The organism is Aquirufa sp. A-Brett2-W8 (genome assembly GCF_054558755.1).
The window spans coordinates 142,130-160,921 of record NZ_JBPXKS010000005.1 but is presented as its reverse complement, the minus strand read 5'-3'; the positions used below and the strand labels follow the sequence as shown (position 1 = coordinate 160,921).

The following is an 18,792-nucleotide window of genomic DNA, read 5'->3' as shown; positions in this document are numbered from 1 at the left end:
TTAATGCAGTTGAATAAAGACTAAACTATTTTTCGCCGCGGCAGAACCAGCCACAAGCGATTGATTTGTTACCGTCCCAAAACCATTCGCGCGCACTTTCAAGCCTTTGTTTTCCAATGCGAACAAAGCGTCACGCAAATTCATCCCCACTACATTAGGTACCGTTTTAGGTGTCATGGTGATGGCCTGATTCCTTATCGTTTTTTTCTCCAAATTAAAATTCAACCATTGTCCATTCTCTTCTACTTTAGGGAGCCCTAAGTGAGAGAATAAGATGTTTTGGTCTGCCGGATGAAGGGTATTGGATAGCTTATTTTTGTTCAATGAATCCGGCAAATAACCACGAAGCGTTTGCTGCAATTTCATATCACGTAAATAGATTCGGTCTGATATTTCCTTGAACACTGGAGCCGTAACTTGTCTCGCATAAGTACCTTCAGCACTACCCTTAGGCTCATCGACTGCAATAATCATCGTATATTTTGGATTCTTCACTGGGAAATAACCGGCAAAAGTGGTGTAATAATTTCCCTTTTTATACCCCTTAACACCCGTAATTGTTCGTTGCGCCGTACCCGTTTTCCCAGCGATACCATAAACAGACCCTTTAATATTATTAGCAGTCCCCTTCGTGACTACTCCCTCTAACATAATTTTTAATTTTTGTAAGGTCTCGGGCGAACATAAAGGTTTAGAATCCCGTACTTGAGATAAGGTATAATCCTGCACCACTTCGTCTCCACGGGTGGCTTTGCTCACAATCAATGGCTGAATCCAGTATCCATTATTCGCAATCGCATTATAAAATGCCAAAATTTGCAATGGAGTGTACTGCGTAGAATACCCTACCGAAGACCAAAGCAATTGCAATCCATCCCATTTTGCAGGTACGGGGAAAACAGGCTTAGGGCTTGGTTTTAATTGAAAATCCAAGGACTCAATCAAGTGGTATATCTTCAAGTAATTGTAAAACTTTTCGTTATTAGAAGTCCCGAAAGCCTCCTGAACCAATGTCATCGTCCCTACGTTAGAAGAACTTGTAATCACTTGTTCTAAAGAGATGGTTCCCAACGGATGAGAATCAGACATCACCCCATTATAAAGTCGAAATTTACCATCCCCCGTATTTACCATTTTAGTCAAAGGATATCCTTTTTCCTCTAAAACGGCCATGATAGACGGTAATTTAAAAACGGAACCTGGATCACGCGCTTCTAACAAAGCATAATTATAGGTTTCGGAATATCCAGTAGATGAGAGGGGATTCTCCGCTAAATTAGATAAGGCCTTTATCTTACCTGTGGATGTCTCCATTACGATCGCCACCGCATATCTTCCTTTGAATGTTCTCATCCCATTTAAGAGGGCTGACTCCACAATTTCCTGGATATTAATATCTAAAGTTGAGTGCAAATCCACTCCCGCCACAGGCAAAATAGGATCATCCCCCGGTTCTGGTCTCCAGGTATTTTGATCCATTTTTTCATACATCCCTTCTCCAAATACGCCCCGTAATTCTGTATCAAAACTACTCTCAATACCCACGCGACCCTTATCACGAAGATCTTTTAAATAGCCCACTGTTCGATAAGCCATTTGACCAAAAGGCGCATAGCGTACATTGATCTTATCGAAAACAACCCCTGATTTATTCGAATTTTTAGCCTCTTTAAACAAAGGAAAACTCAATATTTTCTTCTTTTCTTGAAAGTCTAATAAACGGTTATTCAATAATAGGTAGGTTCTACCGCTGTTTTTGGCTGCTGAAATTTTTTCTTTGTATTCATCCGCTGTGCGGTCCTTAAAAAAATTAGATAAGGCCGCAGCTAAACCATCAATATGTTGCTTGTAAAATTCATCTGCTTTCGCATTGCCTGTTAAAACCGAGGGATCCATACCCAAACGGTATTTAGGTAAGGTAGTGGATAATACACTGCCATCATCCGAATAGATATTACCACGCGTCGCCTCAATCTTGCGTTTCTTCACGTAGGTAGCCATCGCCTCCGAGCGATATTTAGGCCCTTTTAGTACCACAACCTTGTACAAGCTAAAGAGCAAATACGCGAATACCGCTAAAATGACGATAAAGAACGTATAAAAACGTCTAGCAATTAAACCCCGAATGTTAGGTCTTTTCTCTTTAGCCATTATTGGTCTTTTTTAACTTGTATGATAATTTTAGTGGGAGGCAGCGTACTAACACCTATTTGGTAACGCTTAAGTGTTTCTTCTAAATTGGTTTGTTTACTCACCTTCATATACTCTGCCTTTTGGGTGGTATAATCAGCACGATCTTCTTCTAAAGCACTCTTTTCTTTCTGAATTTGGTGCAATTTACCATCCGCTAACATCGAGTAATAGATATTGATAAGGGTCAATAAGGCTACAAAAGCGATTCGCTTTACCCACATGACGGGCAATTCCCCGCCTGTGAAATAGTCGATATTGAAAATGGAATCAAATATCCCCTCCTTTTTAGGGGTAGAAATTCGTTTAGGTCCTCCTTCCGTAGGTTCGATCGGTGTTGCCATATTATAATTTAGACGCTATTCTTAGTTTCGCACTTCTCGAGCGCGGATTTAACTTTAATTCTTCTTCTGAGGCTGTTACCGGCTTTCTTGTTACAGACTCTAAAGGCCGATGAACTACCCCAAATAAATCTTTATCTTCTTTTCCTTGCACATTTCCTGCTTTGATGAAATTCTTCACTAAGCGATCCTCTAAGGAATGAAAAGACATAATCACCAGTCTGCCCTCTTGCTTTAAAACCGTAGGCGCTTGAGCTAAAAATTCCTCAATCACCGCTAGCTCTTGATTCACCTCAATGCGAATCGCCTGAAAGACCTGGGCGAAGTACTTAAACTCCCGGTGTTTAGGAGCTAATTTATTCAAAATTTCTTTAAATTCTTGCGTTGTCACTAAGGGTTTTGTCGTACGGGCCTGAATGATAGCCTGGGCCAAAGTTTTAGCATTCTTCACCTCCCCATACATCCCTAAAATTCGCTGCAATTCCGAGGCAGAATATCCATTCAATAATTCCGCCGCAGTCATCGAAGCCGAGGGGCCCATGCGCATATCCAATGGACCATCGAAGCGAATCGAAAAACCACGCTCTGGCGCATCTAATTGAAAGGAGGATACCCCAAAATCCGCCAAAATTCCATCTACTTCTTTCACTCGATGCAAACGCAAATACTTCTCTAAATAGCGGAAATTAGCCGTTATTAAGGTCAAACGTTCGTCGTCGATCTTCTCAGCCTGCTCCCAGGCATCCGGATCTTGATCAAAAGAAAACAATTTTCCTTCCGGCCCTAATTTAGCTAAAATCGCCTTCGAATGTCCTCCACCACCAAAGGTCACATCCACGTAGGTTCCCGCTGGATTAATGCGTAAACCATCGATGCATTCGTGCAACATGACAGAGGTATGGTAGGTGTTTTCAGACATAATTTTGGTTGAAAACAAAAATACAAATTATACATCGCCTATGCCATGAAATTAGGAATTTGTCACGCTTTTTTTTGTGACAAGTTTCGAACGTGTATCTTTGCTCAAACGCCAACTGGATTACCCTATGAAAAAGACCTTATTTGCATTCTTATTTGCTCCTTTTTTGAGCCTTGCTCAAGTGCCTGTCACAGGACTTTGGCGGGCTGAAATTTCGACGCACGGAGGTGCTTTACCGATTCATTTCGAAGTAAATCAAGCGGTAAAAGCAGGGGAATTAGATATTAAAATTATCAACGGTGCTGAAAAATTCTCGTTAGGCAATTCCTTTTTTAGAGCAGATTCACTCATATTACCCTTAGATCTATATGATTCAGAATTAGTATTTTCTGTGACAAAAACGACAGAAATGAGCGGTTATTTCGTCAAAAAAAGAAATGGAAAAACGGCTTATCGCCTAGCAGTTACAGCACTTGCAGGACCAGCAGATCGTTTTCTAAACTTAAAACCGGCTACTATAAATGTAAACGGAAAATGGATGGCCGATTTTTTTAGCGATGCCACTAATCACAGCCCAGGCGTGGGAGTGTTCGAACAAAAAGGATCTGCAGTGACTGGTACATTCCTACGCACCTCGGGAGACTACCGATTTTTACAAGGAAATGTAAGTGGTGACAGCTTATTACTTAGTTATTTTGACGGTAGCGGTGTCAATATGTTAAAAGCGAAAATAAAAGGGTCTCAATTAACTGGGAAATATACCTCTGGATTAAGTGGCGTAAGAACAGTGGAAGCAAAGTTTGATCCTGCTGCTGCATTACCTGATTTGAAGAAATTAAGCTTTTTGAAGCCAGGTTTTGATCGCATCGATTTCAAATTACCCACTACTTCAGGGGAACAAATTAGCCTACAAGACCAGCGCTTTAAAAACAAGGTTGTTGTTATTGAATTAATGGGGTCTTGGTGTCCTAATTGTTTGGATGAATCAAGGTATTTAGCTCCCTTTTACAAGAAATACAAAGATAAAGGGGTGGAGGTTTTAGGCTTAGCCTTTGAGTATTCACTAGATATGAAAATTTCTGGACCTAAGATGGATAATTTCCAAAAGAAAATTGGCATCACCTATCCCCTACTTTTTGCCGGAACTCCAGATGATACTACCATTGCTCAAGTACTTCCTATGTTAAACCAAATGAATGGCTACCCCACCACTTTTATCATCGATAAGAAGGGAATCGTTCGAGAAATTCATACGGGTTTCTCTGGACCAGGAACGGGGAAATATTATGCGGATTGGATCTCCGATTTTGAACAAACTATCCAAAGCCTTTTAGCAGAAAAATAATGAGAATCATCGCCCTCCTTTGTTTGATTTCCTTTGCTGTTCAGGCCGAGAAACCTTCTTTTAAGAAATGGAAAACTCCGCTCGCTTTGGGTATTGCCAGTGGATTAACCTACAATCCTTTTGCCAAACAAATACAGACAAATATTGTTGCTCAGGGGCATGTTACTCCTTTAGACGATTATATTCAATATGGGCCTGCTGCTATTTATGTTGGCTTGAATATGGCTGAATTCAAGAATAAGGAAGAGGCCTTCGATCAGGCGGGAGTCTTTCTTTTAGGTACCGGAATTTATGTGGCCACTACGCAGGGTTTAAAAGCCTTGGTAATAGAAGCAAGACCAGATGGCGAGGAAAATACCTTTCCTTCAGGACATACGGCAACTGCATTTTTTGGAGCTACCGTTTTAGCTCATGAATTCCGGGATACACACCCTGAGTTCGTCATCGCAGGTTATACACTAGCTACTGCTACTGGAGCATTGCGCATCGCTAACAATAAACATTGGGTAACGGATGTTTTAATGGGATCAGCGATTGGTATCGCCTCGGCAGAACTTGCCTATATTCTTTATCCGAAAGTGCGTCATCAATGGCAAAAATTAAATCGTTTTACCTTGACTCCTCAAGTCGCTCCAGCGTATTATGGCGCGAGCGTAGTGATCGGATTTTAATGCAATAAAAGATATAGGCCAGCTCCGGCGAAATAACCTAAGAGGGCAAGAAAGCCTATTTTCTTCAAATACCAGCCAAACTCGATCTTCTCCATTCCCATCACAGCGACTCCGGCTGCGGATCCTATAATAAGGATACTTCCTCCTGTACCGGCACAAAAGGCCAGGTATTCCCACATTTCGTGATCCATCGGAAAGTCCACTAAAGAATACATGCCAATCGTGGCAGCGACTAAAGGCACATTATCCACCACAGCTGAGGCTAAGCCGATGATCGTGATAATCAGATTCTGATTACCCAAATAATGGGCTAATTGATCTGAAAGCGCATGCAAATAACCAAAGGATTCTAGACCACCTATGGCTAATAAGATTCCTAAGAAAAAGAGGATGCTAGATGTATCGATTTTGGTCAACGCATAACCTACACTTAAGTGCTTCTTCGCCTCCTCGTCTTTTTCTGAATGCAGGATTTCAGATAGTATCCAAACAAGCCCCAAGGCTAGCAAAATGCCCATGTAGGGTGGCAAATGAGTCAAAGTCTTGAATAGGGGAACGCCTAATAGAGAGCCTGAACCCGCAAAAAGCATGATTTTACCATCGCGCTCATCTGTCGCACTTAAGGCTTCAAGCGCAGCTGGCTTTCCTATTGATTCCTTTTTCAACACAAAGGAAGCAACTGCTAAAGGAACAACGAGTGACAGTAAAGAAGGTAAAAACAAACCTTGAATAATGCCCGAGGCTGATATTTGGCCACCTATCCACAACATAGTCGTTGTTACATCTCCGATGGGCGACCAGGCGCCACCCGCATTCGCAGCGATCACGACTATTCCGACGAAGTATTTGCGGGTTTCTTTATTGCTTATCAACTTACGCAATAGGGTAACCATCACAATCGCAGTGGTCAAATTATCTAATACGGCAGACATAAAAAAGGTAATCAAACCTACTATCCATAGCAGTTTAATCACCTTTTCTGTTTTGATTAATCGAGAAACGAAATAGAATCCTTGGTGGGCATCTACTAATTCGACTAGCGTCATTGCACCTAGTAAGAAGAATAAAATCTCTGAGGTAGAGGCTAGGTGATGTCCTAATTCGGAGGCATCTCCTTTCGAAATCGCATAGAGTGTCCAAATAAGTACTCCTGTAACCAAGGCTGTAGCCGTCTTATTTATCTTCAATGTATGCTCGAAAGCAATGGCTAAATAGCCCAAAATGAAGATAATTATGGACGCGATTCCCATCTTATTTTAATTTAGCCACGGCCGCCTTAATGCGGTCGCAAGCTTCTACTAATTGCTCGTCAGCTGCAGCGGTTGAAATACGCATACAATCTGGTGCACCGAATCCTGATCCAGCAACAGTCGCCACAAAGGCATCTGCTAGTAACCAAGAACAGAAATCATCCGAATCGTTAATTACTGTTTTACCATCTGTTTTACCGAAATAGTAAGAAATATCAGGGAATGCATAGAAGGCACCTTCTGGCATATTCACTTTAAATCCTGGAATCTCACGTAATTTCTCCACCACTAATTTACGACGACGATCGTAAGCCGCTTTCATCTCATACGCATGATCCAATGTTCCGTTGAAAGCTGCTACTGCCGCTTTTTGAGCAATGGAGTTCGTGCCTGAAGTCACTTGACCTTGTAATTTCTCCACACCGTCAGCGATCCATTTCGCTGCTGCGATGAATCCGATTCTCCAACCTGTCATGGCATGGCCTTTCGCCACACCGTTCACCGTGATCACACGCTCCTTGATTTCTGGAATAGAACCGATCGAGAAGTGACCACCTTGGGTGAAGTTGATATATTCGTAAATTTCATCCGCTAGGACGAATATATTTTCGTGACGTGCGACTACATTTGCGATATCACGTAACTCTGATTCTGTGTAAACTGATCCTGTTGGATTGTTCGGCGATGCGAACATGACCATTTTCGTTTTAGGCGTAATCGCTGCTTCGAATTGCTCCGGAGTTACTTTGAAATTATTATCAAAAGCACCTTGAACAACTACGGTTTTGCCTTCCGCTAATTTGACCATCTCAGAGTAAGAAACCCAATAGGGCGCAAAAACGATTACCTCGTCACCTGGATTTATCAAGGCTGCGATCGCATTCGCTAAGGAATGCTTTGCCCCCGTGCTAACGACGATGTTTTCGGAACCCCATTCCAAGTTATTATCACGCTTTAATTTATTTGCAATTGCCATGCGCAAGTCTGGGTAACCTGCCACTGGTGAATACCCGTGAAAACCATCGTCAACTGCTTTTTTAGCTGCTTCACAGATGTGAGCAGGTGTTTTAAAATCGGGCTCTCCTACGGAAAGACTGATTACTTTGTGACCTTGAGCTGCTAGTTCGCGCGCTTTTTTCGTCATCCCTAAAGTGGATGATTCATCTAATGCTTGAATTCTTTGGGCTAATTGTGCTTGTGACATGTTATTTAGAAACGAATATTTGGGTATAAATTTAGTATGTAAATCGGATACAAAATTACTTTTTTGCTTACGAAAAAGCTAATAAAATTTGCAGAAATTAGGCTGTAATGCCTTGTGCCAAAACCGCATAAGCACCTTTCTTGTGCTTCATCAATTCGACGTGCGTTCCGCGTTCGATGATTTCACCTTTTTGGACAACTAAAATCTCATCCGCATGCTGGATAGTAGACAAGCGGTGAGCAATCACTAAAACGGTCCGATTCTCCATTAAATGACTTAAGGCATCCTGAACGAGTTTCTCCGATTCATTATCGAGCGCACTGGTGGCTTCGTCAAGAATCAAAATGGGAGGGTTTTTTAGAACGGCACGGGCGATGGATATGCGTTGTCTTTGGCCACCTGATAATTTAGAACCTCGATCACCGATGAACGTTTCGTAGCCATCAGGTCCTGCTACAATGAAATCATGCGCGTTCGCAATCTTCGCTGCAGCTTGCACTTCCGCTAGTGTAGCGTCTGTCCCAAAGGCAATGTTATTGAATATCGTATCATTAAATAAGACCGATTCCTGGGTAACAATGCCCATTAATCCTCTTAAATCATCTAGAGGTATATTTTTCAAATTCACCCCATCTAGCGTTATTTTGCCTTTCGATGGATCATAAAAACGAGGTAAAAGATCCGCTAAGGTAGATTTACCTCCGCCAGACGCGCCTACGAGGGCGATGGTTTTACCTTTGGGAATATCGAAACTTACTTCTTTTAAGACCGAACGTCCTTTCACATATTCAAAACCAACGGCTTCGAAGGAAATTTTATCTGTGAAGTCTTTCACCTCTACGATTGGATCTTCGGCAATGATCTCAGATTCTGTATCCAGGATTTCTATAATTCGATCTGCAGACGCCACCCCACGTTGAATACCACTGAAGGCATCGGCAATGGCTTTGGCAGGACGCATGACCTGAGAAAAAGTGGCAATAAAGGCAATGAAAGTAGACGCAGTCAATTCTCCCTCTCCGCTAATTACCAAACTACCACCGTACAATAAGATCCCCGTCACGACTAAAACGCCTAAGCTTTCTGAAGTAGGCGAAGTCAATTCTTGGCGAAAAACCATCTTCAAAAGTGAATTCCGGTAGCGATTATTTCCTTCCTGAAAACGGGCATCCATCATCTTCTCAGCCCGAAAAGCCTTCACTACGCGCATTGCGCCAAATGTTTCATCCAATAAACTAATAATTCCGCTCAAATGCTGTTGCACTTCACCCGCTGCACGTCTTAAACGACGCGTTATCGTTGCGATCACTGAACCCGAAAGAGGTAAAATAATTAATGAAAACAAGGTCAGTTTCACGGACATACTAGCCAGAAAAACAAAGAATAAAACCAAGGTGAATATCTCTTTAAATACCGCTGTGAAAGCGCGGCCAATACTATTTTCTACTTCCTGAACGTCCGTTGTCAAACGCGACATTAGGTTGCCTTTTTTCTGTTCGGTAAAATAACTCAAGTCTAAACGTATGGCCCGCTCAAAAACCGCTTGACGCAAAGAAGCAATCGTGTCGGCTTCGACGGTTTTAAGGACTCTTTGGGAAAAGTAACGAAAGAAATTAGACAAAATCACGGAAACCATGATGGCTCCACAGGCATATTTCAGCGCTCCGATTCGCCCAAAATCCGCCAACGCCCCATAGAAATAGTGATTAAATAAAAAGGAGAAATAGGACGGCGTTAATGAAAAATCGGGTAGAACGCGATAAATCTGAATATTTTCCAATGCAGACTGATTGAACAAGACGTTCAACAAAGGAATCAGCAAGGTGAAATTTAAGATGCCAAACAAACTCGCTAGCAAGGAAAACCCGAAGTATGGAAACACATACTGGCGGATCGAAACGGCGTAGTTTAATAAGCGAAAATATGTTTTCAATGGGGCTTTTTATCAAAATTTTGGTCAAATTACGACAATTTTCAGAAACTAATCCGAATGTCGCCCTTAATTTCCATTGTGATGGCCACTTATAACGGGGAGAAATTCCTCCGAGAACAAGTGGACAGTTTGCTAGCTCAAAGCTATCCCTCTTTGGAATTTGTGTTTGTGGACGACGCTTCATCTGATTCTTCTCTCGCAATTTTACAGGAATACGCCTTTAGTGATTCTCGCATTCATGTAGTCGCAAACCCCGTTAATCAAGGCCTATTAGCCACCTTCGAAAACGGAATTAGAGCCGCTAAAGGCGATATGATTGCTTTATCGGACCAAGACGATGTTTGGTTGCCTGAAAAAATCAGTTTGTTGGCTGAAGCGATCGGTTCGCATTCGCTGATTTATGCAGATTCTGCTTTGACGAATGCTTCTGGCGCCCGAACTGGTAAATTCTCAGACAGAAATCATTTATGCGATTATCCGAGTGCGTTACACTATGTTTTTGGGACTAAAGCCATGGGGCACGCGATGTTATTTAAGCGAGAAATCTCCGACATCGCCTTGCCGTTTCCAGATTACGTGGGACATGATTATATCCTCGGGTTTGCAGCCGCATCGCTACATGGCGTAGTTTATTTCCCACAAGCCTTAGTGAATTACCGTCAGCACAGTTCTAACACGATGGGGGCAGATTTAAGCAAAGGGAAGAAGAATTATAACACACGGGAGGAGCGAAATGCGCGCATTGTGAAGCGACTTTCATTACTCGCGGAGCGCTGTCCAGCAGGTGTGGATCGGGGGATTTTGCGGGGATTAGCTCAGGATTTTGCATTAACTAGCATGGCGGCGCGCGCACGAAGATTTCTAACGGTTGCACAACATCATCGAGCTATGCTCGCCTATAAAGGAAAATCAGCGCTGGGCAGTTTCCTTTATAGCTTCAAACTACTGATTTCTATTTTCTAAAAGGGAGACTTAAGCGGTAGTACAGATTTTTCAAATGCACCGTAACCGGAATCGGGCGCTGCGAAAGCGGCCCATCGAATTTATCCCCACGTCGTAAATAAAATTTCGACAAAGTAGACGACGTCATTCCCCACTGCCGAATAAACTGATAATAGCCCTTGTTTTGCTTTACGCGTTTTACGGAAATCGAGCCAAAATGGTAGACCCGACTCCGCGAAATTCCCTTAAATAAGCGAACACCAGCCTGCCAGCATTTCATCGAAAAATCGGGGTCAGAATACATCCCCGGCGTAAATTCATTCGAATAACCTCCCACTTTATCCCATAAAGAACGGTGCACCACATTAGGTGGCCAAGTCGCTCCTTGCCAGTCTGCAAAAGGCAAAGAAGCATAGGTTTCTAGTAATCTAGCTTCCTTGAAAGTATCGATCGATCGACCGTAATCGGCTTGAATGGAACAAGAGCTTTGTGCTTTCGGCTCGATGGCCGTAGCTGATAAAAAGAATTCCGCATGCCCGATGCTTTCAATTTCTTCTTTCAGAAAACCATCCCAATTAGGCAAGACATACATATCGTCGTTCAGATACAGGAAATAATCCGCCCGAGCCAGCTGAACCATCGCGTTCATCGCATAGCAAACACCCACATTGATAGGGCTAAAAGAAAAAGCAATGTCCTTTTGTGATTCGACCCATTCTTTAGAACCATCATTCGCCTCATTTAGATGCAAAATAATTTCATAAGACGTCGTTGAATGCTTTCGGATGGCCGCCACACATAATTGTAGGTAGGCCAAATTATTCCAGCTCGGAATGAGGATGGAAAAATAGGGCTTTGTTGGCGCCTTCGAAGCTGGGAAAAATTGAATCGACTCTTCCATTACAGCAGGCGGTAGTTTTTGTATTCTCCCACGCGGTAACCCGTCAGGTCTTCGATTTTCTGCAAAATCTTTCGGCGCAAGGTCATTTTCTTTTCTAATTCGACCGGATCAAAATAGAAAGGCCAGTTAGACCTAGCCACGCGATCCGCCATCACGGCCGGATGTGTGCCTTCAAATCGAAACAAACGCTCCGCATTACCGTAATCAAATTGGTAATCAGCCGGCACGTTTTCGGCTAACCAAGCGTCATCGTGGTAGAATTGCGTAAAGTTGCGCACCTTATTATTTAGGCCTTCGGGCGGTTTTACCCAGCCATAATGGTTAATATGAGCCGGAATTAATTTCACTTTCATCTTATTCCCGTCTTTTCTAAAGCCCTGCGCATCTTTATACGAATGAACTCCGGGGTGCATTTTGACTACCCGAATTTCTCTTCTATACCAACGTCTAGATATTGCCACGTGCTGATGGGAACCGTAAAAATGACGGTAATGAAAGAGTAAACCTTCCACATTGAGATCGGCTAAATTCGTCTCCATCGCGGATTTGACGATAGGTAAATCAGCCTCATGAACACATTCGTCACCTTGAATATAGAATGCCCAGTCTATGTCTTTAGAAATAGCCTGTAGCGCTTTATCTGTCTCTAATGCGAAGGTGGAACCTCCCTCTCTTTTGGAATCATCCCAAACCGTCTCCACAATCTTGATTTTATCGGAGGGAATACCTTGAATTAAGGCCAAAGTCTCATCTTCCGACACACCTACCGCCACCACAAACTCATCGCAAATCGGCAAAATGGACGTGATAGCTTCCACGATTGCATAATCGTTCTTCACCGCATTTCGAATAAAAGTAAATCCGGCTATTTTCATCAATATTTTACTTGAATTCCGTGGTATTTCGATTGCTCCACGTAATCTTTCCGCAAAGGATACCCTTCCCAGTCCTCTGGAAGCAATATTCTGCGCAAATCTGGATGACCAGAAAATTGTACTCCTAGTAAATCAAAGGCCTCGCGCTCATGCCAATCCGCCGTTCTCCAGATAGATGAAATAGAGGAAATAGTGGGCGACGAGCGATCTAAGATTACGCGTAAATGCAAAGTGAGGTGATTTGGGATAGAATATAGGGTATAAATCACCTCCATTTTACCTGCCTCGGGTCCTTGATCGATGGCCGTAAGACAGGAAAGTGAATCGAAATACGTCGCTGGATTTTTCCAAAGAAATTCGCAAACCGGCAAAATTTGCTCTGCAGGCAGGGTCAAACGACTCAATTCCTCTTCCCATTCGGCTTCGAATTTGAATTGCGTTTGCAGTAAATCTTTGATCGATGCTAAATCCATCCTATTTATTTAAGGCAGCTAAAATGCGCGATGGCGCAACTAAACTCTCTTGATTGATCTTTTCTTGTAATTTAATAATACCTCCTAACAAGGCTTCTGGGCGCGGCGGACATCCAGGAACGTATACGTCGACTGGAATAATGCGATCCACCCCTTTCACCACGTGATAACCGTGTTCCCAATAAGGGCCACCGCAATTAGCACAAGAGCCCATGGAAATTACATAACGAGGTTCTGGCATTTGTTCATACAGACGGCGGATGCGATCGGCCATTTTGAAGGTGACCGTTCCAGCCACGATCATCACATCGGATTGACGCGGGGAAGGCCTTGGAAACACCCCAAAACGATCTAAATCATAGCCTGACGCAAATGCCTGCATCATTTCAATCGCACAACAAGCTAAACCAAAACTCATGGGCCAAAGCGAACTCGCCCTCGCCCAATTAAATAAATCTTCGACATTGCTCAGCACAAAGCCATCGGATTCAAATTCTTGGTCTAAAAAACTCTTCATGTTTGGGGTAATTTTCGTAATCGTTCTGTAAATATACTTAAATTCACAAAATTTTTCGTGTATGTCGCTCGTACCTTTTTTCGATACTGATTTAGCCAAACTCCGTGGGATGACCCCTGCGAAGCTGACGCTCTTGCGGACCGAGCTAGGCATGTTTACCTACGGCAATTTAATTCAGTATTTTCCTTTCCGCTACGAAGACCGTACGGTTGTTCATCCCATTGCGACTATAACGGATGAAATGGATCACGCCCAGTTCATAGGTCGGATCCGTTTCAAGGAAAAAATAGGCGCAGGACACCGCCAGCGCATCGTGGCTCAAATTTGTGATGAAACAGGTTGCATTGAAATTGTTTGGTTTCAAGGAGTCAAATGGCTCGAAAAATCGCTAAATATCGGAGTCGACTACCTCTTTTATGGTAAACCGACTAGCTTCAATGGACAGCTTCAGATGACGCATCCGGAAATGGAAGTCTACAAAGGCGAGCAAGCTTCCGGCAAGTATTTTCAGCCGGTTTATCCTTTAACCGAGAAACTGCGCAAAAAATATATCGATAGTAAGGCCATTGCGACCTTGCAGAAAAATCTGTTAGAGATCGCGTTTCCTTATATCCGCGAAACTTTGCCAGAGGAAGTCAACGCACAATTTAAATTAATCTCGAAGCAGGAGGCGCTTTATCATATTCATTTACCCCAAAGCGAAAATTGGCTTCACCAAGCCAGACGACGACTAAAATTTGAGGAACTTTTCTACAATCAATTGCGCTTAATTAAGCAGAATTTGATCCGCAAGGTGGCTTTCCCAGGGCAAGTCTTTTCCTCTGCGGTCTTATTAACTAAGTTCTACCAGGAACATTTGCCTTTTGAGTTAACGAATGCGCAGAAACAGGTAATTCGGGAGATTTTTACCGATATGCGATCAGGCCAGCAGATGAATCGTTTATTGCAAGGGGATGTGGGATCTGGAAAGACGATTGTAGCTTTTATATCCATGCTTTTGGCGATTGATAATGGGACGCAAGCTTGTCTGATGGCGCCCACCGAGATTCTAGCAGATCAACATTACCAAGGTTTAAAGAAGTTTGCCGATCTTTTAGGTTTAACTATTGCGAAATTGACGGGTTCGGTGAAAAAGAAAGATCGGGTCGGTTTACACGAAGATTTACAATCAGGAAAATTGCAGATTTTAGTGGGAACGCACGCCTTATTTGAGGATTCTGTTCAGTTTAAGAACCTAGGGATGTGCATCATTGATGAGCAACACCGGTTTGGAGTGGCGCAGCGGGCGAAGCTTTGGGATAAAAATAAAACGTTCCATCCACATATTTTAGTCATGACCGCGACGCCGATTCCTCGGACTTTAGCGATGACACTTTATGGAGATTTAGATATTTCGATAATTAACGAATTACCAGTGGGGCGTAAGCCAATTCAGACCACGCATCGCTATGATAGCCACCGTTTACAGGTCTTTGGATTCATCCAAAACGAGTTAAGCAAAGGCCGCCAAATCTACATCGTCTATCCGCTCATCGAGGAATCCGAAAAAATGGACTTCAAAGACCTAATGGATGGTTATGAAAGTATTTCGAGAGCTTTCCCTGAGGTACCTTTGGGAATTTTGCATGGTAAAATGAAGCCGGCTGATAAAGATATCGAGATGGCGCGTTTCGTGAAAAACGAAACCAAAATCATGGTGGCCACGACAGTTATTGAAGTGGGTGTGAACGTACCTAATGCGTCCATTATGATCATCGAAAGTGCGGAAAGATTCGGCTTATCACAATTGCATCAATTAAGGGGACGCGTGGGCCGAGGGGCTGAACAGAGTTATTGCCTTTTGATGACGGGCTATAAAATTTCAGCCGATACTAAGAAACGGATCGATACGATGGTGAAAACGAATAATGGCTTCGAAATTGCCGAAGTTGATTTGCAATTACGTGGCCCTGGGGACATTTCGGGCACTCGCCAAAGTGGCGCCATCGATCTAATGATCGCTGATCTCGCAAAAGACGGAGAAATACTGAAAGTGGCTAGAGAAACTGCTCAAAAAATCTTAGAGGAGGACCCTAATCTCGAGAAACCAGGCTATCAAATGATCCGGGAACAAGTACGCTCTCAACGGAAAGACACCACGAACTGGGCTAGAATTTCTTAATTTAAATTGGGATCATCCGGATAAGTGGAGAGAATTCTGAAATCACCCCCTTTGGCATACATAATCTTCCGCCACAAAGATTCGTGCGCTTCGTCAAAAACCAAACTATCATTTCCAGGATGCAAAATCCAGGCATTCGTTTTCACCTCGCGCTCTAATTGCCCTGCTCCCCAACCCGAATAGCCAATAAAGAATTTAATTTCATCGAAACCGATCTCCCCTGCCACGACTTTATCGATGGCAACTTCAAAGCTCCCCGACCAATAAATTCCCGGCCCAATCAAGACTCCATCCGGAATTAAATCAGGCCTGCGATGCACAAACTGCATAATGGCAGGATCCACCGGCCCACCCGAATACAAAGGAACATCTTCTAATACCTTCTCATCCACAAAAGAATCGAATACAATTTCTTGTTTATTATTCAACACTAAACCAAACGAATGGGCATTCGTATGCTCACATACTAAAATCACCGAACGATGAAAAGACGGATCCTCTAAGAAGGGCTCAGCTAATAAAAGCATACCGGGTTGCAAATCCTCCACAGAATAATTCGGGTGCATAGCGCAGAAATTAGTAATTTTAAGAGATGATCACTCAGCTCTTCCTCTCTTTAGGCGGCAATCTAGGAAATACCCGGGAAATATTCGAGGGGGCTTACCCGCTAATTGAAAAAAATATTGGAAAAATATCGGTTTATTCGTCGATTTATGAAACCGAAGCCTGGGGTCCCATCCCACAAGGAGACTTTTTAAACCAAGTTCTGCTCGTGAGCACTGCACTAAATCCGCAAGCTTGCTTAACAAAAATGTTAGCGATTGAAAAGGAATTTGGTAGAGAACGTAAGGAACGCTGGGGTCCTCGAACACTCGATTTAGATCTACTTTATTATGGGGATTTGATCATTGCCGAGGCAGACTTAGCCGTTCCTCATCCGCGCATTGCAGAGCGCAAATTTATTTTAACTCCTTTAGCAGAGATAGCTCCTTTGTATGTAGATCCGGTATCTGGCCTGACGGCGAACGCTATGTTACTGGCTTGCGAAGATAACAGCCAGGTTAATCGTTCTGTTTAGGAAATTTCCAGCTTTTCGATGTGATGCGTTCATAGAACTTTTCGTACAAGGGTAAGATCTTGATAATATCAAAATCCTGTGCACGCTTTCGCGCATTTGCCTTCATTTTTTCGTGCAATATAGGGTCACTTAGCATCTTAATGGCATTCGCCGCCATATCTTCCACATCCCCTATCTCACTTACAAAACCTGTTTCTCCATGAATATTTACCTCTGAAATACCTCCCGCATTAGATGAAATCACGGGTACTTCGCAGGCCATCGCTTCTAATGCAGCTAGGCCAAAACTTTCTTTTTCCGAGGTCAATAAAAATAAATCTGCCAGCGACAAAGCCTCCTCAATTCCATCCATCTTTCCAAGGAATCGCACATCATTTTGAACCTCTAACTCTCGACAAAGGGCTTCAATACCTGAACGTTCTGGACCATCCCCTATCAAGACTAATTTGGCTGGAATCTTCTTGCGTACGAGCGCAAAAACTTTCACGATATCTTGAATTCGCTTTACTTTTCTAAAATTCGAGGTGTGCATCAAAAGCTTCTCGCCATTCGGACAAAGTGACTTCTTAAAGTGGTCGTGCGGACGTTTTTGGAATCGATGCAAATCAATGAAATTCGGAATCACTTCGATGTGACTCAAAATCTCAAATTCATTATACGTATCGTTCTTCAAACTCTCCGAAACCGCCGTCACGCCATCCGACTCATTAATCGAAAAAGTAACTACGGGTTCGAAAGAGGGATCACGGCCTACAAGAGTTATATCTGTTCCGTGCAAGGTCGTAATGACTGGCACGTGAATGCCCTTGTATTTTAATATTTGCTTCGCTAAATAAGCTGCCGAGGCATGTGGAATCGCATAATGCACATGTATTAAATCCAACTTTTCGTTGATGGTCACATCCACCATTTTACTGGCTAAAGCAGACTCATAGGGCAGGTATTCAAATAGAGGATACGACGCCACGGAAACCTCGTGGTAGTAAATATTCTCAGAAAATATGTCCAAACGCGGAGGTTGTGTATACGTGATAAAGTGCACTTCATGACCAGCTAGCGCTAATGCTTTGCCCAGTTCTGTCGCCACCACTCCACTTCCGCCATACGTCGGATAACAAACGATCCCTATTTTCATACCTTAAATTTAGCTGAAAGAATGTAAATTTGTGTTAAACAACTGATAACCTTTGAAAAATCTCGTCTTATTTGCGTCTGGTTCGGGTTCTAATGCCGAAAAAATCATCGAACATTTCAGAGGTTCCGATCAGGTCCAAATCACCCACATTTACTGCAATAACCCCTCAGCAGGCATTATTCAGCGGGCAGAGCGACTAGGAATTCCTTGCCGCATTTTTGACAGAGATTCTTACAAGAACGGAACGGTGTTGAAAGAAGTTCAATCACTGCGCACCGATTGGATTATTTTAGCGGGTTTTCTGTGGTTGATTCCGTCGGAGTTTGTTCACGCATTTCCACAACGAATCGTCAATATTCACCCTGCTTTATTGCCGAAATTTGGTGGAAAAGGAATGTACGGACATTTCGTGCACGAGGCGGTGGTAGCTGCAGGGGAAAAAGAATCTGGGATTACGATTCACTACGTAAATGAGCACTACGATGAAGGCGGAACTATTTTCCAAAGTTCGTTCCCAGTATTGCCAAGTGATACTCCAGAAGATGTGGCTAGAAAAGGTCAGGAATTAGAACACCGTGATTTTCCGAAGGTGATCGAATCGCTGGTTAATCCTTAATTTCCTCGTAGGGTACGTAATCTCCGTCGTCCGCTGGCTTAGATTTCTTAGCAGATGGTGGAACAAAGTCCACATCTATGCTTCCTTCTTTGCGTGCCTTAGCGGCAGCATGCTTCGAGCGAATATCTTGTTCGGACATCTTCTTATGCACCTGGGTGATGACGTATCCTTTCATCAAAAAGCGTAGCAAAGGGATAACTACATAATACAGTACTAATCCTAAGGCTAGTAATTTCAGCAT

The 18,792-nt window shown here is 43.0% G+C and carries 19 protein-coding genes; 6 read left to right on the top strand and 13 right to left on the bottom strand.

The genetic code is table 11. The features are described 5' to 3' along the window. The 3 genes from ACST13_RS05845 to rsmH are packed head-to-tail and all read right to left on the bottom strand — an operon-like array spanning position 1 to position 3,450. The gene (locus ACST13_RS05845; RefSeq protein ID WP_459522282.1) at positions 1-2,151 is read right to left on the bottom strand and encodes a penicillin-binding protein; all 2,151 of its coding nucleotides are present in this window, start codon (positions 2,149-2,151) and stop codon (positions 1-3) included. Further along, the gene (locus ACST13_RS05840) at positions 2,151-2,534 is read right to left on the bottom strand and encodes an FtsL-like putative cell division protein (protein WP_459522281.1); all 384 of its coding nucleotides are present in this window, start codon (positions 2,532-2,534) and stop codon (positions 2,151-2,153) included. Before ACST13_RS05840 ends, ACST13_RS05845 begins: the two co-directional genes overlap by 1 nt. Position 2,535: 1 nt before the next feature. Continuing rightward, positions 2,536-3,450 carry a 16S rRNA (cytosine(1402)-N(4))-methyltransferase RsmH gene (gene rsmH / locus ACST13_RS05835; protein WP_459522280.1) on the bottom strand — a complete coding sequence of 305 codons (915 nt, stop codon included), beginning with the start codon at positions 3,448-3,450 and terminating at the stop codon, positions 2,536-2,538. A gap of 127 nt (positions 3,451-3,577) precedes the next feature. Here rsmH and ACST13_RS05830 point away from each other — a divergent pair, with 127 nt between their 5' ends. Both ACST13_RS05830 and ACST13_RS05825 read left to right on the top strand, forming a co-directional pair. After that, a complete protein-coding gene (locus tag ACST13_RS05830; protein WP_459522279.1) occupies positions 3,578-4,795 on the top strand; it encodes a peroxiredoxin family protein in 1,218 nt (405 codons plus the stop codon). After that, positions 4,795-5,466, top strand: coding sequence for a phosphatase PAP2 family protein (locus tag ACST13_RS05825; RefSeq protein ID WP_459522278.1), 672 nt, complete (start codon positions 4,795-4,797; stop codon positions 5,464-5,466). Before ACST13_RS05830 ends, ACST13_RS05825 begins: the two co-directional genes overlap by 1 nt. Here ACST13_RS05825 and nhaD read toward each other — a convergent pair. From nhaD to ACST13_RS05810, 3 genes are all read right to left on the bottom strand, one after another. After that, complete coding sequence (gene nhaD, locus ACST13_RS05820) at positions 5,463-6,716, bottom strand: sodium:proton antiporter NhaD (protein ID WP_459522277.1); 1,254 nt, start codon at positions 6,714-6,716, stop codon at positions 5,463-5,465. The two genes, ACST13_RS05825 and nhaD, sit on opposite strands and share 4 nt — an antisense overlap. Before the next feature lies 1 nt (position 6,717). Then, positions 6,718-7,920, bottom strand: a complete 1,203-nt coding sequence (locus ACST13_RS05815) for a pyridoxal phosphate-dependent aminotransferase (RefSeq protein ID WP_459522276.1) — start codon at positions 7,918-7,920, stop codon at positions 6,718-6,720. Positions 7,921-8,017: 97 nt separating this feature from the next. Continuing rightward, positions 8,018-9,853: an ABC transporter ATP-binding protein gene (locus ACST13_RS05810; RefSeq protein ID WP_459522275.1), complete on the bottom strand. Its 1,836-nt coding sequence runs from the start codon at positions 9,851-9,853 to the stop codon at positions 8,018-8,020. A 57-nt stretch (positions 9,854-9,910) separates the two neighbouring features. Here ACST13_RS05810 and ACST13_RS05805 point away from each other — a divergent pair, with 57 nt between their 5' ends. Further along, positions 9,911-10,816 carry a glycosyltransferase gene (locus ACST13_RS05805; protein WP_459522274.1) on the top strand — a complete coding sequence of 302 codons (906 nt, stop codon included), beginning with the start codon at positions 9,911-9,913 and terminating at the stop codon, positions 10,814-10,816. On the opposite strand, the gene ACST13_RS05800 is transcribed toward ACST13_RS05805, so the two are convergent. The 4 genes from ACST13_RS05800 to ACST13_RS05785 are packed head-to-tail and all read right to left on the bottom strand — an operon-like array spanning position 10,806 to position 13,561. After that, the gene (locus ACST13_RS05800) at positions 10,806-11,696 is read right to left on the bottom strand and encodes a glycosyltransferase family 2 protein (RefSeq protein WP_459522273.1); all 891 of its coding nucleotides are present in this window, start codon (positions 11,694-11,696) and stop codon (positions 10,806-10,808) included. The genes ACST13_RS05805 and ACST13_RS05800 overlap by 11 nt on opposite strands. Continuing rightward, positions 11,696-12,571 carry a glycosyltransferase family protein gene (locus tag ACST13_RS05795; RefSeq protein ID WP_459522272.1) on the bottom strand — a complete coding sequence of 292 codons (876 nt, stop codon included), beginning with the start codon at positions 12,569-12,571 and terminating at the stop codon, positions 11,696-11,698. Before ACST13_RS05795 ends, ACST13_RS05800 begins: the two co-directional genes overlap by 1 nt. After that, the gene (locus ACST13_RS05790) at positions 12,571-13,044 is read right to left on the bottom strand and encodes an NADH-quinone oxidoreductase subunit C (RefSeq protein WP_459522271.1); all 474 of its coding nucleotides are present in this window, start codon (positions 13,042-13,044) and stop codon (positions 12,571-12,573) included. The genes ACST13_RS05795 and ACST13_RS05790 overlap by 1 nt, the downstream gene beginning before the upstream one ends. Position 13,045: 1 nt before the next feature. Then, on the bottom strand, positions 13,046-13,561 hold the full coding sequence (locus ACST13_RS05785; protein ID WP_459522270.1) for an NADH-quinone oxidoreductase subunit B: 516 nt from the start codon (positions 13,559-13,561) through the stop codon (positions 13,046-13,048). 61 nt (positions 13,562-13,622) lie between these two features. Between ACST13_RS05785 and recG the strand changes: the two genes are divergently transcribed. After that, positions 13,623-15,722, top strand: a complete 2,100-nt coding sequence (recG, locus tag ACST13_RS05780) for an ATP-dependent DNA helicase RecG (RefSeq protein ID WP_459522269.1) — start codon at positions 13,623-13,625, stop codon at positions 15,720-15,722. Here recG and ACST13_RS05775 read toward each other — a convergent pair. Then, a complete protein-coding gene (locus tag ACST13_RS05775; protein ID WP_459522268.1) occupies positions 15,719-16,288 on the bottom strand; it encodes a YqgE/AlgH family protein in 570 nt (189 codons plus the stop codon). The two genes, recG and ACST13_RS05775, sit on opposite strands and share 4 nt — an antisense overlap. 26 nt (positions 16,289-16,314) lie before the next feature. On the opposite strand from ACST13_RS05775, the gene folK reads away from it, so the two are divergent. Beyond that, entirely contained in the window at positions 16,315-16,800 is a 486-nt protein-coding gene (gene folK, locus ACST13_RS05770) for a 2-amino-4-hydroxy-6-hydroxymethyldihydropteridine diphosphokinase (protein WP_459522267.1), read from the top strand. Here folK and bshA read toward each other — a convergent pair. Beyond that, positions 16,784-17,935 (bottom strand): N-acetyl-alpha-D-glucosaminyl L-malate synthase BshA, encoded by a 1,152-nt coding sequence (gene bshA / locus ACST13_RS05765; protein WP_459522266.1) that lies wholly within the window; start codon positions 17,933-17,935, stop codon positions 16,784-16,786. The two genes, folK and bshA, sit on opposite strands and share 17 nt — an antisense overlap. A 52-nt stretch (positions 17,936-17,987) precedes the next feature. Here bshA and purN point away from each other — a divergent pair, with 52 nt between their 5' ends. Continuing rightward, positions 17,988-18,551, top strand: coding sequence for a phosphoribosylglycinamide formyltransferase (gene purN, locus ACST13_RS05760; protein WP_459522265.1), 564 nt, complete (start codon positions 17,988-17,990; stop codon positions 18,549-18,551). Here the strand turns inward: purN and ACST13_RS05755 are convergent. Next, positions 18,541-18,792 carry a hypothetical protein gene (locus tag ACST13_RS05755; RefSeq protein ID WP_459522264.1) on the bottom strand — a complete coding sequence of 84 codons (252 nt, stop codon included), beginning with the start codon at positions 18,790-18,792 and terminating at the stop codon, positions 18,541-18,543. The two genes, purN and ACST13_RS05755, sit on opposite strands and share 11 nt — an antisense overlap.